This window comes from Nocardia sp. NPDC051929 (assembly GCF_044548645.1).
Lineage (GTDB): Bacteria > Actinomycetota > Actinomycetes > Mycobacteriales > Mycobacteriaceae > Nocardia > Nocardia sichangensis.
This window is the reverse complement of sequence record NZ_JBIUCG010000014.1, coordinates 192,783-214,792: the sequence shown is the minus strand read 5'-3', so window position 1 is coordinate 214,792 and position 22,010 is coordinate 192,783. Positions and strand designations below refer to the sequence as shown.

The window sequence follows — 22,010 nt, the reverse complement described above, 5'->3', positions numbered from 1 at the left end:
GACCCGATGTATACCGGTTCGGGGCTCGGTTGGTTTGTCCGCGCTTTCCCGTCAATCCGGCCGTAGTGCGGCCCCGCGGTCGGCGGCAAGAAAATCGCTGAGCAGCGACACCAGTTCCGTCGGTGCGTGCAGCGGGATGATGTGCCCGCAACCCGGAATCTCATGGTGGATCAGCACATCGGTGATGGGAGCCAATTGCCGGGCCAGCGCGTCACCCACCGGGTGTGCGCCGACGGCCATGGTCGGCACCGTGAGCCGTACGGTGGCCGCCGCGTCGTGTATCTGCCGGGCGCTGGCCGGCATCGCACGGTAGTAGGAGAACGCGCATCGCAGCGCCTCCGGGTTGCCGTAGGCCTCGACGAAGGCGTCCCGAATCGGCCCGGGGACACCGTGGCCCAAAGTGCCCGCGTCCAGAAACCAGTCGATATACGCCGCCTCGTTTCCGGCGACGACCTTCTCCGCGAGGCCCGGCACCGCATGGAACCCGAACCACCAGGGCGGCCCGGCGGACAGGAAATCCTCGGCGCCGGGCAGCGTGCCCAGCAGCGATTCCATCAGCACCAGTCGCCGCACCCGGTGCTGGTGCCGCATGGCCAGCAGAAAGGCGGGTGGCGTGCCCGCGTCGATTCCGACCACCGCCGCGGTCGGCTCGCCGAGCGCGTCCAGCAGTCCTGCGGCGTCGACGGCCAGATTCCCCGCGTCGTAGCCGTCGGCCGCGCGCGTGCTCGCCCCGAGGCCGCGCAGGTCCGGTGCGATCACTCGGTGCCCTCGCGCGAGCGGCCCGATCACCTCGGACCACAGCTGCCAGGTGTGCGGGAACCCGTGCAACAACAGGACCGCGGGCCCACGTCCGGCGATCGCGACATTCACCTCGATGCCATTGGTCGCGATGCGGCGCAACGAGATCTCGGAAGACAAGGTGGTCATCACCTACTCCTGGTCACTATTGGTTATCAGGTGACCGTAGGTAAGCTGAGCGGCGCTGCCAAGACCGCACCTTCGAATCAGGTGGTGAGCCCGAGGTGACTACCGATCCCCGGCGTAAGCACGTCGAAGCCGCCGGTGACCTGTTCGATCCCGCCTGTCCGACCCGGCGGCTGCTCGACCGCATCGGCACGAAATGGGTCTCCATGGTGGTGAAACTGCTCGCCGAGGCCGCGCCCGGCGAGATTCGCTTCGCCGAACTCCAGCGCCGCATGCCCGGTGTCTCGCAGAAGATGCTCTCCGTGACACTCCGGAATCTGACCGGGGACGGCCTGGTCGCACGGCGCGTGGAACCCACCGTGCCGCCGCGCGTGTACTACCGGCTCACCGAACTCGGTCTGTCGCTGGAAGTTCCGCTGGCGGCGCTACGCGCGTGGGCCGAAGCGCACATGGCCGAGATCGACCACGGCCGTCCGGACAACCACTGACACGACGGGGGAGTCGAGACCCCGACGACATCGGGTCAAGGGCAGCCCTGCACACGACGCCCGTCCGCGGTGAGCAGCACGTGGTCGAAGCGCGTGCGGGTCTGCACATCCGCACCGCCGAAATCGCTCAGCGCGGCCACGAGTTCCTCGGCCAGAACACGCAGTTTCGTATTCGTCTCTTGTGATCGCCAGGTGAGCACACGGAATGCCTGATCGGCCGAAATCCCGTACACCAGCATCAAGGCGCCCTTCGCCTGCTCGATCACTTCGCGGGCGGCGACCATCTCCGGCAGCGTGGCGTCGATGATCTCCTGGCGCTCCTCGTCGACGGTGTCGGTGACATCGATGTAGTACCCCGCCGTGCCGACCACCGCACCGGTGGCGTCACGCATCTGATCGCCGACGACCAGCACGTGGTGCGTCACTCCCATGGTATCGACGATGCGGTGGCGGCCGCTGAACGGCAGCCCGGTCCGCACCGCCGTCGCCAAAGTGTCGGCGACCTCCGCTCGGTCGTCCGGATGCTTGTGCGCCAGGACCAGTTCCGTCGTCGGTGTCACCTCACCCGGTGCGTACCCGTGCAGGGCCGCGACCTCCTCCGACCACTCCCAGCGTTGATCGGCGAACCAGAATTGGAAACTTCCCGTTCTTTTGGAGACGGGGACCGTGGGCACGGCCCCCGATGGCGCATTGTCGTTCACTGGTCCGGCATTCCCCGCCGCGTAATGGGTATGCGTGTGTACCGCGCAGGCGTGAACCGCCTCACGACGCCGCGACGCATCCGCGGGCGGCCGGGCGTCACAGCTGTGGAAGCGCCTGCGCGACCATCGTGCCCTGGTGCGGGAAGACCGACCATGCGCGTCGTGGCTCCGGCAGCAGGCACACTGTGCGAGGCATTCGCGAATGTCACAGTGGCGTGGTCTGCTCCGTCTGCTCGGAGAGAACGCGGGGCGCGAGCGGCGAAGCAAGGAGCGGGAAGTGGACCATCTGCCGTCGCCGCTCCGGCTGGCCGGTATCGTGCCGGTCGCGGTGGCCGCGATGGTGTGGGTGATCATGCCGCTGCTGTCCCGGTGGTTCGCAGGGTGGTTGTCCCGCTGAGGATGTCGGTACCCAATCGTCCGAATGTGATCGGCGCGATTGTCGCTGCGGAATTATGCTGGGGCCGTGCGGATCAGACTGCGGCGTCGGGTGTACCTGGGCGCCGAGTACGCGACACTGTTCTTCGGCGGAGCGACCGTCTACAACGCGGTGTCGCGCGGCAAGTCGCCGATTCCCGCACTGCTCGCGCTGGCCGCGGGCGCGGCGGTCTATCTGCGGCGTTCCTCCGATTTCGATCGCGCCGCGTTCTGGCGCAGCGAGGCACTGCGCGCCCAGGCGCGGTCGATGGCGGCGGGCGCGGCAGCGAGCGCGGTGGCGCTCACCGCGGCGGTCGCGGTGGTGCGGCGGGAGGATCTGTTCGATCTGCCCCGGCGGAATCCCGGGATATGGCTCGCGGTGATGGTGCTGTATCCCGTGCTGAGCGTGTACCCGCAGGAATTGATCTTCCGATCGTTCCTGTTCCACCGGTACGCGCCCGTCTTCGGGGAAGGCGCGGGGTTGGTGATCGCGAGCGCGGCCGCGTTCGGCTTCGTGCACATCGTCTTCGGCAGCTGGTTCTCGGTCGCCGCCAGCGGCGTCGGTGGCTGGATCTTCGCCTCGCGGTACTCGCGGACCCGGTCGCTGTTCACCGCGTCGGTGGAGCACTCGGTGTACGGAATCCTCGTGTTCACGGTCGGTCTGGGCAGGCACTTCTATCACGGCGCCGTGCAGGCGGCCCCCACCCGGATGATCGCGGCGACGCCGGCGTGACACGGCGCGAGCTTCGGCGTCGATGACGCGGGTATCCGCCGCCCTGTGGTGGATACTCTGCGACGGGCGGTGAGCACGCCTCTGCTGTACTTCTTCATTCTCGGTGACATCCTGGGCGCGGGCGTCTACGTGCTGGTCGGCAACATCGCGCGGGAGTCCGGTGGTGCGATCTGGTTACCGCTTCTGGTGGCCCTCGGTATGTCCTGCCTCACTGCCGGTTCCTATGCCGAGTTGGCGACGAAGTATCCCCAGGCGGGCGGCTCGGCCCACTACGCGGGCCGTGCGCTCGGGCCGGCCGCGGGATCGCTCGTCGGCTTCTGCATGCTCGCGGCCGGTGTGGTGTCGGTGGCCGCGCTGAGCAGGGCGTTCGCCGCGGACTACCTCCGCGCCTTGGTCACATTGCCGACCGCGCTGGTCGTGGTGGTGTTCATCGGCGCGTTGGCGCTGCTCAACATCTATGGCATCAAGGAGTCGCTCGGCGCCAACGTGGCCGCGACCGTGGTCGAACTCGGCGGGCTCGTCGTGGTCATCGGGCTCGGCGCGTGGGTGATCGTTCGGGGAGACGCCGAACCGGCCCGGCTCGCCGAGGTGGGGACCGAACAGCACGGCGTCGTCGGCGCGACCCTGGCGGGCGCGGTGCTGGCCTTCTACTCTTTCGTCGGGTTCGAGACCTCGGTGAATCTGGCGGAGGAAGTCGCCGAGCCGCGCAGGTCCTATCCGCGCGCGCTGTTCGGGGCGCTGCTTACCGCCGGTGGCGTGTACCTGCTGATCGGCTTCGTGGCCGGCGCGGCGGTGCCCACCGATCGGCTGGCGAATTCGAGCGGTCCGCTGCTGGAGGTGGTGCGCCTGGCCGGTGGCGTCCCAGACGAGTTGTTCGCCGTGGTCGCCCTGGTGGCCGTCGCGAACGGGGCGCTGCTGACCGGCATCATGTCCTCGCGGCTGGCCTACGGCATGGCTCGCGAGGAGCTGCTTCCGCGCGCGCTGGGCCGGATTCTGCCGGGCCGCCGGACGCCGTGGGTGGCGATCGCCGTGACCGCGGCGGCGTCGTTGTCGCTCGCACTGACCGGCGAGGTGGCCTCCCTCGCCGAGACATTGGTGTTGTTGCTGCTGGTCGTTTTCGCGGCGGTCAATGCGTCGGCGCTGATCCTGCGGCGGGAGCCCGACGTGGCCGAGCATTTTCGCGTGCCGCGCGTCGTGCCTTGGCTGGGACTGGCCTCCTGTCTGTTCCTGTTCACCCGGATCGACGGGGTCGTGTGGTTGCGGGGTTGCGTTCTGATCGGTATCGGATTGCTGTTCGCCGCCGTGAACGCGGTTCGCGCGCATCGGTCCCAGCCGGACGGCCATAACACTTTCTCGGCCGGGCGCGGCGCATGACGATTCGCTCTCCATTGCGCGGCGACACGGACAGGTCGTTGCACCTGGATGCGCCCGGTGGTACTTCTTCACGGCGCCACAGCGCCGATCGCAGTACGGAGATTCGGATCGGTACCCCCTGAACTCGCCCCTGTCCCGGAGGTTCCACGCGATGACTTATCCAGTGCACGGCGGCTCCTCGCTCCGCAGCAGACTCCGCGGCTACACCCCGCGGCGGTACAACCGGCTCCCGGCGGCGCATCGCGTTCTCGCCGTCCCGAATCGTCCCAGCGAATGGCATCCGGGGATGCTGTGGTGGGATGCGAGCACAGTGCGCGTGACGTACCCACGGCCGGAGGCCACGGGGCGTTGGAACACCGTGCCGCATCTCGTGTTACCGGTCGACCACGGGCGTCTGGCCTTCTGTATCTCGTCGCATTCCAGCGAGGCTCGGCATCTGGCCCGCGAACCTCGGGTCATCGTGCAGGCCGCGGACTGGCGAGGTGCGCCGGCTCTCGGGTCGCGGCAGCATCAGGGCACGGCCGAATTGCTTCGTACCGGGCCACTGTTCCACCAGGTGCGGACCGGTATGCAGACCAAATACGGACGATGGCTCGGTCTGGCGCGTCTGGGCCACAGACTGGCCATGGGCGCGGCGCCCTACGGCGACATCGTGGTCGTCGTCACCGTGAGCGAGAACTCGCTGCTCGGTACGTGACCTCACCCCTCGGGAGTTCCGCGGTCCGGCGGTGACATCGCGCGAAGCCGATCCGAGAGCGGTTCGCTCGAACTGGACATGTGCACAGAGCACTGTCCATACGATGGGGTCGTCGTGTCGCGGAAAGCGTGACGCACCGGCACCGGCGGAGGTCGGCGTGAAGGTTCATGTGCAGGTCACCGGAGCGCCACCGCACGTCGCGGCCGACGCGCGAGCGCTGGCCGAGACCGGGGCCGACGGCCTGTTCACCTTCGAGGGCCCGCACGACGTGTTCTTTCCCCTCGTCGTCGCAGCCGGAGTGACATCCCTGGAACTGATGACGAACGTGGCGATCGCCGGGCCGCGTAGCCCGATGCATCTGGCCCACGCGGCCTACGATCTGCGGCTCTACAGCGAGGGACGGTTCCGGCTCGGGTTGGGCTCGCAGATCCGCGCCCATATCGAGAAGCGCTACGGCAGCAGTTGGGGCGCGCCCGCGGAGCGCACCGCGGAGAGCGTGGCGGCGGTGAAAGCGATCCTCGCCGCGTGGGAAGGGCGGGGCCCGTTGAACTTTCGCGGCAAGTACTACACGCACACGCTGATGCCGCCCACCTTCGATCCCGGGCCGAACCCGTTCGGTCCGCCTCCGGTGCTGATGGGCGCGCTCGGACCGGTGATGACGCGCAAGGCCGCGGAGGTCGCCGACGGACTGCTGGTGATGCCGTTCAACAGCGGGCGCCATTTCACCGAGCGCACACTGCCCGCCGTCGCCGAGGGCCTGCGCCGGGCCGGGCGGACCGCGGACGGATTCCCGGTGATCGCTCAAGTCATGGTCGCGCTCGGGCGCACCGAGGAAGCTCTGACCGCTGCGATGGGCGGCGTGGGCTCGCTGATCGCGTTCTACGGGTCCACGCCCGCGTATCGTCCGGTCCTCGAAGTCGAGGGATGGGCGGCGCTGCACCCCAGGCTCAACGCGCTGTCCAAGACGGGTGATTTCGCCGAGATGCGGGCGGCGGTCACCGACGAGATGGTGCGCACGATCGGGGTGGCAGGCACACCGGAAGAGTGCGCGGCGCAGATCAGGGCCCGCTTCGGTGCCGGGATCGAAGAGGTGTGCTGCTACTTCCCCGGTTACACACCGGATGCGGCGGACGTCGCAGACTTGGTGCAAGCCTTGCACCGGAGCGGTGAGGTGCGCCCGTCGCTCGACGTGGCCCAGGGCCGACAGCGAAGTTAGCAACCGCGGACCACCGGGTCATCCGTTCGGCGCACGATGCGCGAAAGAGTGGTGACCCGGGCGAAGGTGGCTTTGACTGCACGAATGCCTGTTCCACCCCATGCTCGCGGCTATGACGACTTCGGCGGCTCCGTCGGCCGCACCACGGCAGATTCGACACCGGAGTGGAGCTATCCGCCCACCGCTCCCGAGGGCGCTCCCAACATCGTCGTGGTGCTGATCGACGACATGGGGTACAGCGACATCGGCCCGTTCGGCTCCGAGATCGAGACGCCGACGCTGGACCGCCTGGCCGCCGACGGCCTCCGGCTGACCAACTACCACACCACTCCGCTGTGCTCGCCGTCGCGCGCGTCGCTGCTGACCGGCGTCAACGCCCACCGCGCCGGCTTCGGCTTCGTCGCCAACGCCGATCCCGGATATCCGGGGCTGCGCCTGGAACTGGCGGACGACGTGCTGACACTGCCGGAGATCCTGCGCGGCAACGGTTACGCCACCTACGCCGTCGGCAAATGGCACCTGGTGCGCGACGCCACGATGAACCCGGCCGCGCACCGGGATTCCTGGCCGACCCAGCGCGGCTTCGACCGCTACTATGGCTCGCTCGAGGGCCTCAACTCCTTCTACTACCCGAACCAGCTGGTGTCGGACTCCTCGGTCGTCGACATCGAGGAGTACCCGGAGGGGTACTACCTCACCGACGATCTGACCGACAAGGCCATCGCCTACATCAAGGATCTGCGCGCGCACGACGCCACCAAGCCGTTCTTCTTGTACTTCGCGCACGTCGCCATGCACGGACCGTTGCAGGCCAAGCCCGCGGACCTGGCCAAATACCGCGGCCGCTACGCGAAGGGGTGGGACGATCTGCGCAGGAGCCGGTTCGCCGCCCAACTCGCCCAGGGCCTCTTTCCCGCGGGCACGCAGCAGAAGCCCCGCAACACCGAGCCGGGTTACGAAGCGGCGGAGTGGGATTCGCTGACTCCCGCGCAGCAGCGGCGATTCGCGCGGTACATGGAGGTGTACGCGGGCATGGTCGACAGCATCGACCAGAGCCTGGGGCGCCTCGTCGACACGCTCGAACAACTCGGCGAGCTCGACAACACCATCGTGGTGTTCACCTCGGACAACGGCGGCACCGCCGAGGGCGGGCCGGAAGGCACCCGCACCTACTTCGCGGAGTTCGCCCACATCACCGATCCGGACTGGATCGGCGACGTCCCGCACGACGAGGAGCTGATCGGCACCGCGAAGCTGGGTGTCCACTATCCGCGCGGGTGGGGCCAGGCGTCCAATACGCCGTTCCGCTTCTACAAGGGCCAGACCTTCGCGGGCGGCGTACGCGTGCCGTTCGTGATCTCCTGGCCCAAGGGGCTGCCGCGCGGCGCGGGCGACAACGGCATCCGGCACGAGTACACCTACGTCACCGATCTCGCGCCGACCTTGCTGGAACTGGCCGGATTGCGGCGGCCGGGCGTACGCAACGGGCTGCCCGCCAAGGAGTTCGACGGCGTCTCGGCCGTGCGGACGCTGCGTGACCCCCATGCGGTGTCCGAGCACACCGAGCAGTACTCGGAGATGGTCGGCAATCGCGGCTTCTATCGCGACGGATGGAAACTGCTGTCGCTGTACGAGCCCGGGACCGATATCGATGAGCCGAGATGGCAGCTGTTCGACGTTCGCGCCGATCCGACGGAGCTGCACGATCTTTCCGAGCGGTTCCCGGAGAAGGTCGCGGAACTGGCCGCCGCATGGGACGAATCCGCCTGGGCGAATACCGTGTTCCCCTTGCTCACGCGCCAGGATCTGGCACGGCGGCGGCCGGAGGAGGATCGATTCTCCGCGCCTGTCCGGCTGCTGCCGGGCACCCCGACTCTGGAGCGGTATCGCTCGCAGCGACTGATCGCCTATCGGGACTTCGTCATCGAGGCGGAACTCGCCGGGTACGCGTCCGGCGACGAAGGGGTTCTCGTCGCGCACGGCGACCCGCTGGGCGGCTATGTGCTCTACCTCGAGAACGGCCGGGTGACGTTCGGTGTCAACAGCTACGGCCGCTACGACAGCGTCACCACGCGCACCCTCGCGGAAGGAACGCGGCACATCACCGTGCGCGCCACGGTGCGGCCCCGGCTGCGGTGGGATTTCGTCATCGAGCTCGATGGCGTCCAGGTCGCGCGGCTGGTGGATCGAGTCCAGCTGGTCGGTATGTCACCGTGGACCGGGATTTCCGTCGGCGTCGACGCTCGCGGTCCGGTGGCGTGGGAACTGCGCGAACGCCGCGGCACTTTCCGCTACACCGGCGCGCTGCGAGCTGTCACCTACACGCCCGGTCCGATCCAGGTGCCGCGCCGGACCATCGAGGCGGTGGAGCGCGAGGCGGAGTTCGTGGCCGAATGAACCTTTGTGACCGGGCGTTGGTGCACCGGTTCGATCAACTGGCAGCGGCGAGCATGTGCTCGGGGAAGGTGGGTGCATTCGGAGGGGATCGAGCGCACCCACCCTCGCGCCTCGGCGACAGCTGAGCAGCGGGCACAGCCGACGCGGGCAGCGTCGGGACTGACCGACGGAAACGAATGCGAAAACCCCCGGAAACCCCGACCCGTCACCGACCTTAACGCCGTCGGCCCGACAATGACAGAGAAACGCTTGCCTGAACCGGTTTTCAGGCGACTTCAGGCTGTCTTAAGCCTTCGCTTGCGAAGGTGATCTTCGTCTTCGAGATCCCTATTCCCGCAGGAGGTTTTCCTATGAAAGTCGCTATTCGCCGCGTACTTCCCGGTCGGCGCGGGCTGCTCGCGGCGGCCGCCGTCGACGCGAACTGCGGGGCCGTGCTGGGCACGGTGCGGCAGGACTGACGGACATGGTTGTGCGCAAGATCGCCACGATATCGACGCTCGCTGTCGCGATTGCCTGCGTTCCGGCCGGAAACGTAGGCGCCGCACCACCGGAAGCCGGTGGGCAAGCCGTGAACTACACCGCGACCGCTTCCGCCGAGAGCGTGGTCGTCCGGATCGACTCCGGCTCGCTGCAGGCCGAGAACGGAGTGTTCGCGATCGCGGCGAACGACGGCACCGTGCTCGCGGGCACGCCGCTGGAATTCCGTGTCGACGACTTCGTTTTCCCGATCGCGGCCGACATCGGCGGCCGGACCGCCACGCTCACACCGTTGTTCGACCTCGAGCACGCGGCGTACCGCCCGGTCGCCCTGCCGTTCGAGGACTCGGCGCGTTGGCGCACGCCGTATGAGCGGGAGGTCGCGGCATTCACCCGGCTGAAGGACACCATCGCGACGGGCGCCGCGATCGGCACCGTCGCCGGTGGCCTCGGTGGCGGCCTGGTCGGCTGCGTGCTCGGCGGCATCGCGGGAGCGACCGTCGCGGCCGCGACGATCGTCGGCATGTTCGGCCCGTTCATCCCGGCCGCCGCCGTCGGCTGTCTGGGCGGAATCCTGGCCGTGGGGGCTCTGGGCACACTCGCCGGTCAGCTCTTCGTCACCGCGCCGATCGCCGTCGCCGCTCTGGTGCAGTACTTCACCACCGTCAACCAGCCCTTCGTCCCGTCGGCCCCGTAACTCTCCGGCTGGATCACCGAACACGTGCCGCGCCGGGTCGTCCTGCCGGGTCCCGGCGCCTCGAACTGTTTCGCCCGTCCAGGACAGGGCAGCTATGTGATGTGAGCATGCGATTGCGTCGTAGCCGACCGTACGACGGCGGACTCCGACGCGTCCGGCGTGGACGCGGGTTCGGCTATCGCACCGTGCACGGCGAACCGGTGCGGGACGACGCGACACTGGAGCGCGTCCGCGGGTTGGCGATTCCGCCGGCCTGGCGAAAGGTGTGGATCTGCGCGCACGAGAACGGTCACATCCAAGCCGTCGGCGTCGATGCCGCGGGCCGCCGCCAGTACCTGTACCACGAGCAGTGGCGCAAGGAGCGAGACGAGGAGAAGTTCGACCGGGTCCTGGCCTTGGCGGGCCGCTTGCCGGAGGTCCGCGCGCAGGTCCGGGAGGATCTCGCCCTGCGCGGCTCGGCCCGGCGGCGGGTGGAAGCGGTGGCCATCGATCTGGTGGATCGCGGAGTGTTCCGGGTCGGGGGCGAGGAGTACGCCGAGGAGCACGGCACCAGGGGAGTCGCGACATTGCTGCGCGAGCAGGTCCGGGTGTCGGGGGAGCAGATGCTCTTCGACTATCGCGCCAAGGGCGGTATGCGGCGACGAGTGAGCGTCCGAGACCCATTGCTGGCCAAAGCCGTTCGATCACTGCAGCGCGGCAGGACGGAATCCGATCGGCTCTTGGTGTATCGGGACGGCGACCGCTACGGCGAACTGCGCGCCGACGACATCAACGCGCGCTTCCAAGAACTCGCCGCCTGCGAGTGCAGCGTCAAAGACCTGCGCACCTGGCAGGCGACCGTCCTGGCCGCGGCCGCGCTCGGTTCGATGGAACGGCCGTCGAACCTCCGTGCGCGCAAGCGTGCGGTCCGGGACGTCATGGACGAGGTCGCAGCCGCACTCGGCAATACCCCCGCCGTCGCCCAGGCGTCCTATGTCGATCCACGGGTGGTGACCGCCTTCGAGAACGGTACGACTGTCGCCGCGGCGCTGCGGCGCGCGAAGCGGGCCGGATCCCCCGACGCGGAGCGGGCGGTCATCGACAGCGCCGTCATCCGCATGCTGCGCCGGACACGGTGATACCGAGGTACCGGGAATGTGGCCGCCACCCGGTCTCGCTCATCGCTCGTCGAGTGAGGGCAGGACGGTCTCGCGCATGATCAACAGGACGGCCGCGGCGACGGGGATGGCCAGCAACGCCCCGATGATCCCGAGCAACGCGCCACCGAGCAGCACCGCCACCACGGTCACGAGCGCGGGTACGTGCACCGCGCGGCCGATGATGCGTGGCACCAGAACGTAGTCCTCGAACAGGCGCAACGCGATGAAGAACGCGACGGTCGCCACCGCGACCGGCAGGGAGACGGTCAACGCGACCAGCGCGACGATCACCCCGGCGAGCGTCGAACCGACGATCGGGATCAGGTCGAGCACAGCTACCAGCACCGCCAGCAGCAGTGGGTACGGCACGTCGAAGATGAGCAGCCAGATGCCGGTCAGGACGGCGGTGATCAGCGAGATGACCAGGTTGCCCAGGATGTAGCCGCCGACCTTGGCGAAGATCTCGTCGCCGATCAGAATGGCGCGGGAGCGGCGCGAGTGGGGGAAGAGCCGGTAGACCGAAGCGCGCACGCGGGTGAAGTTCGCCATGAAGTAGGCGGTCAGCACCGCGATGACGACCGTGCTGCTGACGATCGAGAACACCGCGCGCCCGGCGTCCAGCACCCCGGTGGTCAAGCCGGAGGAGTCCGATTCGAGTGTTCGCCGCAGCCGGTCTTGCAGGTGGAATCGCTGGTCGAGGCTGCCGATGTAGGGATAGCGGTCGGCGAGGTGAGTGACGTAATCGGGCGCGTTGTGCGCGAGTGCCTCACCCTGCGTGACCAGCGGTGGTATCGCCGCGGCGAGGAATCCGGCGAACAGGCCGAGCCCGACCAGGTAGACCGTCGTCACCGCGGCCCAGCGCGGGAACCGGGGCCGTACCAGCCGGGACACCAACGGCTCCATCCCGACGGCCAGGAACAACGCCACCACGATCAGGATCAGCGTCTGGCCCGCCGCGAGCACGGTGCGAATGGCGGCGTAGGTCACCGCGACGCCGGCGGCTCCGGTCATCCCGATCATGAACGGCGAGCGCCGATCGAAGGGACGCCCGGGTCGGCCCAGGGGGAACTCCGCACTGCGCGCACGGGCGGCTTCGGCCTCGGCGGCGACGATCGGACCGGATTCGTCGGTGCCGTGGGGTTGTGCGATGTCGCCGCTGTGTCCGCTGTCCGCGGCATCGGGGGCGGGATGTTCTTCGTCGGGAGTGTCTCTTTCGGACATACCTTCCGTCCGATCCGTGGGTGTGCTGGCCCGGTATGGCAGTGCGCGATTTACCCGCTGTACGGCCGCCCAAACACGGCGTCCGGAGCGGTGATGGCCGGTCTACGCGCCGAGGGTGTCGCACCGGCGCGGAATCGCACCGCGGCGACGGCACGCCCGCACGTCATCGGGGATCCGCGGCCCGATGGAATCGACACCGTCGGGTCGTTCGATCGGCACCAGCTGATCCCGCGCGTTCCCAGCCGTCGGCGAACACCGTGCACATCCGAAGCGGCACCCGAAAAGCGGCCTAAGCCACCGCTATAGCGCGGCCTGTCACCGCATCGAGCTGCCGGAATACAACCTGCACAGTCGGTTTCCGCATTCTCGCGTGCCCTCATCCGCCCGAATCAGCAACGTCGCAGCCATCGGCAGCCGATACTGGTGTACAGCCCGTGCACACTCGCGGTGATCCCTACGAGCCGATCCATCAGCGACGCTCCGAGAATCGACAGGATCCGGCGATGCCCAAGATCGCAAACCTGAACCCGCTGCCGATGGCCGACATCGGAGGGTCGGATCTGTTCATCCCCTTCCGCATGCCGAGCGGTGAGATCGGGTACCTGCTCGGTGACACGTTCTCCGGCGCCGAACCCGCGGTGGGAGGGCCGAATTGGCGTTCCCCGATGCTGTTGCGCAGCGGCACCCACGACATGTCCGCACCGATCGAATTCCGATCGGCGGCGCGGGATGCCCGGCAACTATGGGACTACCCGCACGACAATCCCCAGTACTCCACGGTTCTGCCCTGCGACGCCATCACCATCGGCAGCCGGATCTATCTGTGGGTGATGGTCACCCAGGGACTGGCGAACGAGCGGTGGTGCGAGATCCGGTATTCCGACGACAACGGCGAGAGCTGGACCGATACCGCCGTGCGGTGGTCGACCAGCGCCTACGGCGGTAAACGCACGATGATCTCGTGGGAACGCGGTGGCGACGGCTACGTCTACGTCATCTCCACCGGCGGACTGGCCAGGAACAAGAACATGCTGTTGTGGCGAGTACGCGAGAGCCATGCCGCGCTCATCGACCCGGCGGCCTGGCAAGGATGGGGCTGGAACGGACAGGATTGGGGCTGGGGCCGGGATCCGGGCGGCGATCCGCGTTTCGGCATCCTGGCCGACGACACGAAACTGGGCGAGATCGGATTGCGGCGGATCCAAGGGAATTGGGTGATGTCGGGATTCGACGCCGGGGCCTACGGTGCCTTCGTCAAGGTGGCCAGGAGGATCACCGACAACTGGCGCACAGCCTGGACCTACCGCCCGGTGAAAGGATCTTTCTGGGCGCCGGGCGGTCCCGATATCGTGCCGCGCCTCTATGGTTGTTATGTCCACCCGGACAGCAGGTTCGACGGCGCGTTCTGCATGATCGTCAGCGAATGGGCGGAATCCGGTAACCCGTATCGGGGCATGCAATACCGGATCTACGGAGTTCGGCCCGCCGCTGCGCTCAGCGCAAGGCGGGTCCTCAGCCGGGAACGCGCCGGTTCGTCCCGCGCAACGGATTGGCCACCGGGAAGGTGATCGCGGGCAGCGTCACCGACATCCGCACGGTCGTCCCCGATTCCGAATGGTCGATGTCGAGTTCCTCGGTCAGGGCGCGCATCATGTCGATACCGCGGCCGCGATACCCCGGATCGGATGCCCGTGGCTTCCAGCCGCCCGCGTCGGCGACCACGATGACGACGGTGTCGATGTCGCAGGTGGCCGACATCCGCACCCGGCCGGTGTCGTCGTTGCGGTAGGCGTGCTCGATGCTGTTGCTACACGCCTCGTTGGCCGCCGCGACCAGGTCGGCGGCCAGGTCGTGCGGCACCGCCGCGGCGGCCAGCCAGCCCTTCAGCGTGCGCCGCAGGGCCGCGAGCTCGTCCGCGCGCGCGGGCACGTCCAGCCGCAGCGGCGCGGGCGGCTGGCGGTAGACCACCATGGCGACGTCGTCGTCGTACCCCGCGGACGGCCGCAGGCGCGACAGCACCGCGTCGGCCACTTCGCGCGGCAGCCGTCCCGAGGTGTCGGCGAGGACCGCGGCGATCTTGGCGAACCCCTCGTCGATGTCGACGCCGCGCTGTTCGACCAAACCGTCGGTGAACAGCACCAGGGTCGAACCGGGTGTGAGCGCCGTGGTGGCCTCCGGCCTGCGCGGCGGATCGAAGGTCGCCAGCGGCACCGAGCGCCCGCCTTCCAGCAGCCTGCCGGTCCTGGCGACGTCCGCGAGGATCGGTGGCATGTGACCGGCGCTGCTGTAGCGGACCAGACCGCGCACCGGGTCCAGCACGGCGGCGCAGACGGTGGTGCACATGGCGCCGGGGATGCGAGCGGCGACGGTGTCGAGTTCGGCGAGCAGCTGCGCAGGTCCCGCGCCGCGCAGCAGCAGCGCACGGGCGGCGGTTCGCAGCTGTCCCATCACGACCGCGGCGGACAAGCCACGACCGACGCAGTCGCCGACCACGACGCCGATGGTGCCGTCGCGCAGCGGCACCACGTCGTACCAGTCGCCGCCGATCTCCAGCGGCGGCAGCGCCGGCTCGTAGTGCACCGAGAAACGCGGCGGCAGATCGATCGGGCCGAGCATGGCGCGCTGGAGGGTCAGCGAGGTGGCGCGGGCCTGGTCGAAGTTGCGCGCCCGCTGCACGGCGAGACTGAGATGACCGATCAACAGGGAGAACAGCGTCCAGTCCGCGGCACTGATCGCCCGGGGTGCGGCGAAGCGCAACCACACCGCCGCGTCGCCGGTCTCGCCGAGCGGAGCGACGATGCCCTCGGAGCTCTCGGCTCCATCCGGAATGGCCAGCAGGCTGCGTGGCGGCCTGCGTCTGGCCCGCTCCAGCAGGGCGCGCGACCCGTCGTCGAGGGACGCGGCGCCGTCGTGCGAAGTGCGGTCGGCGCCCGTGCCGGAGACGTACACCTCTGGCACGGCGTTGCGGCTGGGCCACACCGCCACCACCGCGGTTTCCGCGCCCACGGTACGGCGCAGCTCGTCGAGCCCGACGGCGAGCACTTCGACCACACTGGTGGCCGCGCCGACAGCCGTGGCGAGCCGGGACGCGGCCTGGTCGCGCGCCTGCGCGTCGTGTTCGGCGGTGATGTCGCGGAGCGTGCCGACGAAGATCCGCTCGTTGTCCTCCGGCTTGATCAGGGCGCTGGTGCTCACCGCGAGCCATACATTGCGCCCGTCGCGGTGCCGGATCGGGATGACGAAGCGCTGTGCCTCGGTACCGAGGTCGGGATAGCGCGGACCGTCCGGGCTCGACCACGGATGCGGCAGCGGATAGGGGATGCCCGCGGCGCCGTAGCCGGTCAAGGCGCCGAAGGCGGTGTTGACCTCGATGATGGTGCCCTGCGCGTCGGCGACGAAGAAGCCGTCCTGCAGCGATTCCACCAGCGCCGTGCGGAACGCGTCGCGTCCGGCCAGATCGTCGGCGCGGGTGCGCTGCTGCTCGTAGCGGCGGGTGCCGTCCAGATAGCCGCGGGTCGCGATGTCCAGCGGAACCAGGGTCTGCAACAGGAATTCCAGCGCGGTTTCCGGTAGGCGTGCCGCGAGTTCGCGGCCCTCGGTGGCCGCGTCCTTCTGTCGCTGTTCCTCCGCTTCCTGGACCACGCGGAAGTGGTTCTCCGTGAGGTCGAGCAGGCTGATGCCTTCGACCAGGGCCCGCCTGCCCAGCTCGTAGCCCTCGGCGAGACCGGCCTGGGTCGGCGAATCCATGTGCCGCCGTAGCGCATCGCCATAGTCGTCCAGGAAGTCGGCCAGCAGGGCGCTCATTTGGCCGTCCCCCCCGCACCGCGGTGCCGCGCCGCGAGCACCAGCGCGTCGTCGGTGTCCTTGGCGTGCCGGGCGAGCATGTCGGCGGTGATGTCGGCGGTGGACTTGGAAAGATCGATGGCCGAGGCGGATTCGGTGACGATACCGTCGGTGGACATCAACAGCAGGTCACCGGGACGGACCGCGACCGACTGCGGCTGGAGGTTGGCCGGAAGGCGATAGCCGACGATGCCCGCGGTCAGCAGGACGGTGGCGTGCACCTTCAGGCTGCCCGCCGGACCCGCGGTGAGCACCTGCGATTCGACATTGCCGACGCCGAGCCAGCGCACCGTGTCGCCCTCGTCGAACAGGGCCAGCGAGATCGCCGCCCCCCGGGTGTCGGCCATCGCCCGATGGCACAACACCATCAGCACGTCCAGCGGTTCGGCGCGGTTCTCCGACAGCACCCGTGCGGCGCGATCGGCCGCGTCCGCCGCGGCGGCGCCGTGTCCGAGCCCGTCGAGGACCGCGAAGAGGACGGTACCGCCACCGGCGTCGAGGACGACACCGCGGTCACCGGAGACCTGTTGACCCGGCAGTGCGCGTCCGGCCACCGCCCACTCGATCCGGCCGATGAACCCGTCCTCATGCACCGTTCGGTACCCACTTCCACATCTCCACCAGCGTGCCGCGACCCGGCGCGGAATCCACGGTCAGCCGGTCCATCAACCGCCGGGCGCCGGGCAGACCGAGCCCGAGCCCGCGTCCGGTGGAGTAGCCGTCCTCCAATGCTCTGGCGATGTCGATGATGCCGGGCCCCTGGTCCTCGGCCTGCACCACCAGGGCCTGACGGCCCTCCCGGTCGTCGACGAGCAGACGGATCTCGCCGCTGCCCGCGTAACTGGTGATGTTGCGGGCGATCTCGGAGATCGCCGTGGAGATCATCGTGCGGTCGGTGAGGGTGAATCCGAGTTTCGCTGCCAGTTCGCGTCCGGCTTGACGTGCGGTCACGATGTCTCCGGACACCCTGACCGCGATCACCACGTTCTCAGCGGCCACTGTCACGACCGTCTCGCTGGCGACGGGCTGGGATCTTGCGGTCCAACCAGGCGAGTCCCTCTTCCAGATCGAGGGCGGTGTGCATGTCCTCGAAGGTGAGACCGAGCTGCACCATGGCGAACGCGACTTCCGGTTGCAGACCGACGATCACCGTTTCGGCGCCGCGCAGCTGCGTCATGTGCGCGATGGTACGCAACGATCTCGCGGCGAACGAATCCATCACGTCGATCGCGGTGACATCGACGATGATGCCGTGTGCCCGGTATTTGCTGACCTGTTTCATCAGGTCGTCCTGCAGGCGCTCGGTATCGGCGTCCGTCAGCGCCGACTGCACCGACGCGATGAGATACGTCCCTTGTTTGAGAATCGGAACCGGCATGTGGCGCGCCCGATCAGCGGCCGTCGCGTTCGGTGACCCGTTCGGTCACGCGGGAAACCTCGTAGCCCAGCAGCCGTTCCGCTTCTTCGATACCGCCCTGCAGGTCGCCGACCGCGTTCATCTTCGACAGATCCAGGCCGATGGTGACCAGGGTGAGCGCGATCTCCGAGGACAACCCGGTGATGATCACGTTCGCGCCCATCAGGCCGGACGCGTCGACGGTCTGCACCAGATGGTTGGCCACGGTGGAGTCGATCTGGGGGACACCGGTGATGTCGATGACGACGACCTTCGCGCGGTTGGCCCGGATGGCGCGCAGCAACTGCTCGGTGAGCTGGCGGGCGCGCTGACTGTCCAGCACGCCGATGATGGGCAGGATCAACAGCTGTTCGCGCACCTGCAGCACCGGCGTGGACAACTCGCGAATGGCTTCCTGCTGCTGCCGGATGACGCGCTCGCGCTCCTGGACGAAGGACACGGTCACGGTGTTGGCGATTCGGTTGGCGGCCGGTTCGTAGGCGTCGAGCACCTTGTTGAGGAGTTCGAAGTCCGACTGGTACTTCTCGAAAAGGCTGCGTGCGAGCACGTCGCGCAGCAGAAGCACGATGCCGATGACCTCGTCGGTCTCGACGCCTCTCGGGATGATGCGTTCGGACAGGTCCCGCGCGTACGCCTGCAGCGCTTCGACGCTACCGGTCTCGAGCACGTCGACGTAGCCGTCGTAGATCGAGGTCGCCTCGGAGAAGATCTCCTCCGGGGTCATGGCGGTGAGCAGTTGGGCGTCGGCGATGCGGCGGGCCCACTCTTCACGCAGCGCGGTGCGGTTCTGGCGCAGGTGCTCGACGAGTTGCGGGAGCAATTGATCGATCGGTCCCGCGGTCAGGGAATCCGCCGAAAGGCTCATGGACACCTCGGACATGGACTCCTGCCCCTTTCGACGGTTCAGTCGGGATCTGTGTGCATTCGGCGCGTGCCGATTCCGAGCCTAGTCATACCCCACCCGAGTCGCCGACGAAACCTGCCGGTTGTTCGCCTGATGTTCGAGTGCGGGAGTGCCTCACCGCACCGTAGCGAATCCGCGTTCCAGCGCTGCGAGCGCCTCGTCCAAATACACCGTGAGGTCCGCGTCCGCGCGGGTCAGCCAGGCGTCGAACGCGGCGCGCGCCGCCGCCAGCGTGGTCCGGCCGACGGCGAGCGGGATGAGCCCGTCCTCGGGTTCGCCGAGCCGGCTCGCAGCGAACGCGCTTACGGCGCGCTCCCAGGCGTCGTAGTGCGCGCCCGCGGTGGCGGCCAGCGCGGGGATGTTCGCGACCAACTGCATCCGGGTGCGCAGTTCCGGAACGTCCTCGGCGCGATACTTGTTGGCTTCGACCACGACTCGGCGCACCGCGGTCATCATCGGAACATCGTCAGGCACCGTCGCGAACGCGGCGCGCAGTGCGGCGACCTCATCATCGAACTGCGACCAGAGCACCTCCGCCTTGGTGGGGAAGTACCGGAAGAAAGTGCGTCCGCTGATGCCGGCGGCGACGGCGATCTGCTCGACGGTGGTCTCGTCGAAGCCCTGTTCGCTGAACAGTCGCATCGCGATCAGTTCGAGTTCGCGTTTGGTGGTGCCGCGTGGGCGGCCGCGCCTGGCCCGGTTCTCCAGCATTGTTCGATTGTGCTCGGCCGCCACGGCCCTTGATTTTGTCAGTGACTGACGATAATCTCGCCGCATGTTGGCGGATCTCACCTGGCCCGAGGCGGGCGTGCGCGCCACCGCGGGTGCGATCCTTGCCGTCGCGGTCGGCGCGACCGAGCAACACGGCCCGCATCTGCCGCTGTCCACCGACACCGACATCGCCGCGGCATTGTGCGCCCGGCTGGCCGCGGCGCGCGCGGACGTGCTCGCCGCACCGGCGATCCCGTACGGCGCCAGCGGCGAGCACGCGGGCTTTCCCGGCACGCTGTCGATCGGGCAGGCGGCGCTGGAACTGCTGGTGGTCGAGCTGTGTCGCTCGGCGACCGAAGCCTTCGAGCGGATCCTGCTGGTCAACTGGCACGGCGGCAACATCGAACCGCTGCGCCGGGCCGAGGATCTGCTGCGCGCCGAATCGCGTGACGTGCGCGTGTACCTGCCGCGCTTCGACGGCGACCCGCACGCGGGCCGCTCGGAGACGGCGCTGCAACTGGCCCTCGCGCCCGAGCGAGTGCACGCCGACCGCGCCGCGGCCGGGGACACCCGCCCGCTGGCCGAACTGCTGCCGCTGCTGCGTAGCGGCGGAGTGCGCGCGGTCAGCGCCAACGGCGTGCTCGGCGACCCGGCGGGCGCGACCGCCGCCGAGGGCGCGGCACTGCTCGATCACCTGAGCACCGACCTGCTCGACCGAACCCGGCACTGGTGGCCGGAGAACTCCCCGGAAAGGACCGCAACATGAACCCGTGGTTCGAGACCGTCGCCGAAGCGCAGCGGCGGGCGAAGAAGCGCCTGCCGAAATCGGTGTACGGCGCGTTGATCGCAGGCTCCGAGCGCGGCCAGACCATCGAGGACAATCAGCGGGCGTTCACCGAACTGGGTTTCGCGCCGCACGTGGCCGGGCCGATCGGCGCGCGCGACCAGTCCACGACCGTACTGGGGCAACAGCTTTCGATGCCGGTGCTGATCTCGCCGACCGGTGTGCAGGCGGTGCATCCCGACGGTGAGGTCGCCGTCGCCAGGGCGGCCGCGGCGCGCGGCATCGCCATGGGCCTGAGTTCGTTCGCCAGCAAGCCGATCGAAGAAGTGATCGCGGCCAACCCGACGACCTTCTTCCAGTTGTACTGGTGTGGCGGCAAGGACGCGATCCAGCAGCGGATGGACCGGGCAAAGCGGGCCGGCGCGGTCGGGTTGATCCTGACGCTGGACTGGTCGTTCTCGCACGGGCGGGACTGGGGCAGCCCGGTCATCCCGGAGAAGCTGGACCTGCGCACGATGCTGAAGTTCGCGCCGCAGACCCTGGCGCGTCCCCGGTGGCTGGCGACCTATGCGCGGTCGGGCAGCATTCCGGATCTCACCGCGCCCAACATGGCCATCGGCGACGCGCCCGCGCCGGGTTTCTTCGGCGCCTACGGCGAATGGATGGGCACGCCCGCGCCGGACTGGGCCGATGTGCGCTGGGTCTGCGAGCAGTGGGAAGGCCCGGTGCTGCTCAAGGGCGTCATGCGGGTGGACGACGCGCTGCGTGCGGTCGACGCGGGTGTGGCGGCGATCTCGGTGTCCAACCACGGCGGCAACAATCTCGACGGCACCCCCGCCGCGATCCGCGCGCTGCCGGTGCTGGCGGACGCGGTGGGCGCGCAGATCGAGGTGCTGCTCGACGGCGGCATCCGGCGCGGCAGCGACGTGGTGAAGGCCGTGGCGCTGGGCGCGCGGGCGGTCATGATCGGTCGCGCCTATCTCTGGGGGCTGGCCGCGAACGGGCAGGCCGGCGTGGAGAACGTGCTGGACATCCTGCGCGGCGGCATCGATTCCGCGCTGCTGGGTCTGCGCAAGACGAGCGTCGGCGATCTGGACCGCTCGGACGTGGTGGTGCCCGCCGGGTTCGAGCGAGCGCTCGGGCTGCCCGAAAACCGCTCCGCGGCAAGCGGTCCGGCGGACCACGCGGCCACGCCCGCCTGAGCGGTCAGTTCTCGGCCGCCGCCCGACGGTGGTGCGCGAGCAAGGTGTCGTAGATGTCGGCCAGGGCGGCGAGCTGCTGGCGATCGAGGATGTCGATCATGTGCCTGCGCACGCTCTGCACGTGCGCGGGCGCGGCGTCGGTGAGCACATCGGCGCCGAACGGGGTGAGCTTGGCAGCGGTGCGGCGGGCGTCGTCGGGGATCGGCTCACGGACGACCAGCTCCCGTTTCTCCATCCGGGTGATCTGGTGGGAGAGCCTGCTCTGCGACCACTCGAGCTTGGCCGCCAGATCGGCGAAGGTGAGCCGGTGGTCCGGCGACTCGGCCAGATAGGCCAGCACCGAGTATTCGACGTAGGTGAGGTTGGACTCCTTGGTGGAATCCCGCCCGACCGCCGCGGCGATGAGGTCGCGGGTGCGCACGAAGCCCAGCCAGGCGCGCATCTCGACGTCATCGAGCCATTGGGGATCGGTCACGACAGCGCTCCAAACTCCGATTTGTCCCAAGATCGTTCCGTGTCGCGATGTGCGGCGCGGAACGGTCCGCGCGCGGCCGGACTCGGCCGCCCGAACGCTTTCTCAGAGATGAGAGGTAGCATCACCGGGGTTGAACGTGCAACCTTTGCTGGCCAACTGTCCGAGATAGGGTTGCCTAACCAGCAGGGGCGTGCGC

At 68.8% G+C, this 22,010-nt stretch carries 21 protein-coding genes; 11 read left to right on the top strand and 10 right to left on the bottom strand.

Going from position 1 to position 22,010, the window contains the following annotated elements:
• Nucleotides 1-51 precede the first annotated feature (51 nt).
• Nucleotides 52-927 carry an alpha/beta hydrolase gene (locus ACIHAX_RS20570; protein WP_355077457.1) on the bottom strand — a complete coding sequence of 292 codons (876 nt, stop codon included), beginning with the start codon at nt 925-927 and terminating at the stop codon, nt 52-54.
• 95 nt (nt 928-1,022) lie between these two features.
• Between ACIHAX_RS20570 and ACIHAX_RS20565 the strand changes: the two genes are divergently transcribed.
• A complete protein-coding gene (locus ACIHAX_RS20565; RefSeq protein WP_397279055.1) occupies nt 1,023-1,412 on the top strand; it encodes a winged helix-turn-helix transcriptional regulator in 390 nt (129 codons plus the stop codon).
• Between the two features lie 35 nt (nt 1,413-1,447).
• Here ACIHAX_RS20565 and ACIHAX_RS20560 read toward each other — a convergent pair whose 3' ends face one another.
• Nucleotides 1,448-2,086: a PAS and ANTAR domain-containing protein gene (locus tag ACIHAX_RS20560; protein ID WP_397279053.1), complete on the bottom strand. Its 639-nt coding sequence runs from the start codon at nt 2,084-2,086 to the stop codon at nt 1,448-1,450.
• Nucleotides 2,087-2,576: 490 nt separating this feature from the next.
• Here ACIHAX_RS20560 and ACIHAX_RS20555 point away from each other — a divergent pair, with 490 nt between their 5' ends.
• The 7 genes from ACIHAX_RS20555 to ACIHAX_RS20525 all read left to right on the top strand — a co-directional run bounded on the left by ACIHAX_RS20555 (nt 2,577) and on the right by ACIHAX_RS20525 (nt 11,236).
• Entirely contained in the window at nt 2,577-3,260 is a 684-nt protein-coding gene (locus ACIHAX_RS20555; RefSeq protein ID WP_397279051.1) for a CPBP family intramembrane glutamic endopeptidase, read from the top strand.
• A gap of 69 nt (nt 3,261-3,329) precedes the next feature.
• On the top strand, nt 3,330-4,634 hold the full coding sequence (locus ACIHAX_RS20550; protein WP_364428430.1) for an APC family permease: 1,305 nt from the start codon (nt 3,330-3,332) through the stop codon (nt 4,632-4,634).
• 151 nt (nt 4,635-4,785) lie between these two features.
• Entirely contained in the window at nt 4,786-5,331 is a 546-nt protein-coding gene (locus ACIHAX_RS20545; protein ID WP_355077465.1) for a hypothetical protein, read from the top strand.
• Between the two features lie 157 nt (nt 5,332-5,488).
• A complete protein-coding gene (locus ACIHAX_RS20540; RefSeq protein WP_397279049.1) occupies nt 5,489-6,547 on the top strand; it encodes a TIGR03617 family F420-dependent LLM class oxidoreductase in 1,059 nt (352 codons plus the stop codon).
• Nucleotides 6,548-6,631: 84 nt separating this feature from the next.
• Nucleotides 6,632-8,944: an arylsulfatase gene (locus ACIHAX_RS20535; RefSeq protein ID WP_397279047.1), complete on the top strand. Its 2,313-nt coding sequence runs from the start codon at nt 6,632-6,634 to the stop codon at nt 8,942-8,944.
• A gap of 463 nt (nt 8,945-9,407) precedes the next feature.
• Nucleotides 9,408-10,118: a hypothetical protein gene (locus ACIHAX_RS20530; RefSeq protein WP_364428419.1), complete on the top strand. Its 711-nt coding sequence runs from the start codon at nt 9,408-9,410 to the stop codon at nt 10,116-10,118.
• A gap of 107 nt (nt 10,119-10,225) precedes the next feature.
• Nucleotides 10,226-11,236 (top strand): DNA topoisomerase IB, encoded by a 1,011-nt coding sequence (locus ACIHAX_RS20525; RefSeq protein ID WP_397279045.1) that lies wholly within the window; start codon nt 10,226-10,228, stop codon nt 11,234-11,236.
• A 39-nt stretch (nt 11,237-11,275) separates the two neighbouring features.
• On the opposite strand, the gene ACIHAX_RS20520 is transcribed toward ACIHAX_RS20525, so the two are convergent.
• Nucleotides 11,276-12,478: an AI-2E family transporter gene (locus ACIHAX_RS20520; RefSeq protein WP_364428413.1), complete on the bottom strand. Its 1,203-nt coding sequence runs from the start codon at nt 12,476-12,478 to the stop codon at nt 11,276-11,278.
• 503 nt (nt 12,479-12,981) lie between these two features.
• Here ACIHAX_RS20520 and ACIHAX_RS20515 point away from each other — a divergent pair.
• Entirely contained in the window at nt 12,982-14,046 is a 1,065-nt protein-coding gene (locus ACIHAX_RS20515) for a DUF4185 domain-containing protein (RefSeq protein WP_356962009.1), read from the top strand.
• On the opposite strand, the gene ACIHAX_RS20510 is transcribed toward ACIHAX_RS20515, so the two are convergent.
• The 6 genes from ACIHAX_RS20510 to mftR form a co-directional block, all read right to left on the bottom strand.
• Nucleotides 13,991-16,282 carry a SpoIIE family protein phosphatase gene (locus ACIHAX_RS20510; protein ID WP_355077478.1) on the bottom strand — a complete coding sequence of 764 codons (2,292 nt, stop codon included), beginning with the start codon at nt 16,280-16,282 and terminating at the stop codon, nt 13,991-13,993. The two genes, ACIHAX_RS20515 and ACIHAX_RS20510, sit on opposite strands and share 56 nt — an antisense overlap.
• Nucleotides 16,279-16,914, bottom strand: coding sequence for a SpoIIE family protein phosphatase (locus ACIHAX_RS20505; RefSeq protein ID WP_355077479.1), 636 nt, complete (start codon nt 16,912-16,914; stop codon nt 16,279-16,281). The genes ACIHAX_RS20510 and ACIHAX_RS20505 overlap by 4 nt, the downstream gene beginning before the upstream one ends.
• Nucleotides 16,907-17,320: an ATP-binding protein gene (locus ACIHAX_RS20500; RefSeq protein ID WP_051020806.1), complete on the bottom strand. Its 414-nt coding sequence runs from the start codon at nt 17,318-17,320 to the stop codon at nt 16,907-16,909. Before ACIHAX_RS20500 ends, ACIHAX_RS20505 begins: the two co-directional genes overlap by 8 nt.
• On the bottom strand, nt 17,310-17,699 hold the full coding sequence (locus ACIHAX_RS20495; RefSeq protein ID WP_039798459.1) for an STAS domain-containing protein: 390 nt from the start codon (nt 17,697-17,699) through the stop codon (nt 17,310-17,312). The genes ACIHAX_RS20500 and ACIHAX_RS20495 overlap by 11 nt, the downstream gene beginning before the upstream one ends.
• A gap of 13 nt (nt 17,700-17,712) precedes the next feature.
• Nucleotides 17,713-18,618 carry an STAS domain-containing protein gene (locus tag ACIHAX_RS20490; protein WP_039798458.1) on the bottom strand — a complete coding sequence of 302 codons (906 nt, stop codon included), beginning with the start codon at nt 18,616-18,618 and terminating at the stop codon, nt 17,713-17,715.
• Between the two features lie 138 nt (nt 18,619-18,756).
• Nucleotides 18,757-19,353 carry a mycofactocin system transcriptional regulator gene (gene mftR / locus ACIHAX_RS20485; protein WP_364428405.1) on the bottom strand — a complete coding sequence of 199 codons (597 nt, stop codon included), beginning with the start codon at nt 19,351-19,353 and terminating at the stop codon, nt 18,757-18,759.
• 64 nt (nt 19,354-19,417) lie between these two features.
• Between mftR and mftE the strand changes: the two genes are divergently transcribed.
• Both mftE and mftD read left to right on the top strand, forming a co-directional pair.
• Entirely contained in the window at nt 19,418-20,119 is a 702-nt protein-coding gene (gene mftE, locus ACIHAX_RS20480; protein WP_364428402.1) for a mycofactocin biosynthesis peptidyl-dipeptidase MftE, read from the top strand.
• Complete coding sequence (gene mftD, locus ACIHAX_RS20475; protein ID WP_364428399.1) at nt 20,116-21,339, top strand: pre-mycofactocin synthase MftD; 1,224 nt, start codon at nt 20,116-20,118, stop codon at nt 21,337-21,339. The genes mftE and mftD overlap by 4 nt, the downstream gene beginning before the upstream one ends.
• Before the next feature lie 4 nt (nt 21,340-21,343).
• Here mftD and ACIHAX_RS20470 read toward each other — a convergent pair whose 3' ends face one another.
• Nucleotides 21,344-21,814 carry a MarR family winged helix-turn-helix transcriptional regulator gene (locus ACIHAX_RS20470; RefSeq protein WP_355077485.1) on the bottom strand — a complete coding sequence of 157 codons (471 nt, stop codon included), beginning with the start codon at nt 21,812-21,814 and terminating at the stop codon, nt 21,344-21,346.
• Nucleotides 21,815-22,010: the final 196 nt, after the last annotated feature.

Bases quoted from the DNA above. Each gene is read 5' to 3' on its own strand.
- ACIHAX_RS20530 (WP_364428419.1), top strand. From the start codon at position 9,408: ATGGTTGTGCGCAAGATCGCCACGATATCGACGCTCGCTGTCGCGATT.
- ACIHAX_RS20570 (WP_355077457.1), bottom strand. From the start codon at position 927: ATGACCACCTTGTCTTCCGAGATCTCGTTGCGCCGCATCGCGACCAAT.
- mftD (WP_364428399.1), top strand. From the start codon at position 20,116: ATGAACCCGTGGTTCGAGACCGTCGCCGAAGCGCAGCGGCGGGCGAAG.
- ACIHAX_RS20495 (WP_039798459.1), bottom strand. From the start codon at position 17,699: ATGCCGGTTCCGATTCTCAAACAAGGGACGTATCTCATCGCGTCGGTG.
- ACIHAX_RS20515 (WP_356962009.1), top strand. From the start codon at position 12,982: ATGCCCAAGATCGCAAACCTGAACCCGCTGCCGATGGCCGACATCGGA.
- ACIHAX_RS20510 (WP_355077478.1), bottom strand. From the start codon at position 16,282: ATGAGCGCCCTGCTGGCCGACTTCCTGGACGACTATGGCGATGCGCTA.
- ACIHAX_RS20490 (WP_039798458.1), bottom strand. From the start codon at position 18,618: ATGTCCGAGGTGTCCATGAGCCTTTCGGCGGATTCCCTGACCGCGGGA.
- mftE (WP_364428402.1), top strand. From the start codon at position 19,418: ATGTTGGCGGATCTCACCTGGCCCGAGGCGGGCGTGCGCGCCACCGCG.
- ACIHAX_RS20525 (WP_397279045.1), top strand. From the start codon at position 10,226: ATGCGATTGCGTCGTAGCCGACCGTACGACGGCGGACTCCGACGCGTC.
- ACIHAX_RS20535 (WP_397279047.1), top strand. From the start codon at position 6,632: ATGCCTGTTCCACCCCATGCTCGCGGCTATGACGACTTCGGCGGCTCC.
- ACIHAX_RS20545 (WP_355077465.1), top strand. From the start codon at position 4,786: ATGACTTATCCAGTGCACGGCGGCTCCTCGCTCCGCAGCAGACTCCGC.
- mftR (WP_364428405.1), bottom strand. From the start codon at position 19,353: ATGCTGGAGAACCGGGCCAGGCGCGGCCGCCCACGCGGCACCACCAAA.
- ACIHAX_RS20520 (WP_364428413.1), bottom strand. From the start codon at position 12,478: ATGTCCGAAAGAGACACTCCCGACGAAGAACATCCCGCCCCCGATGCC.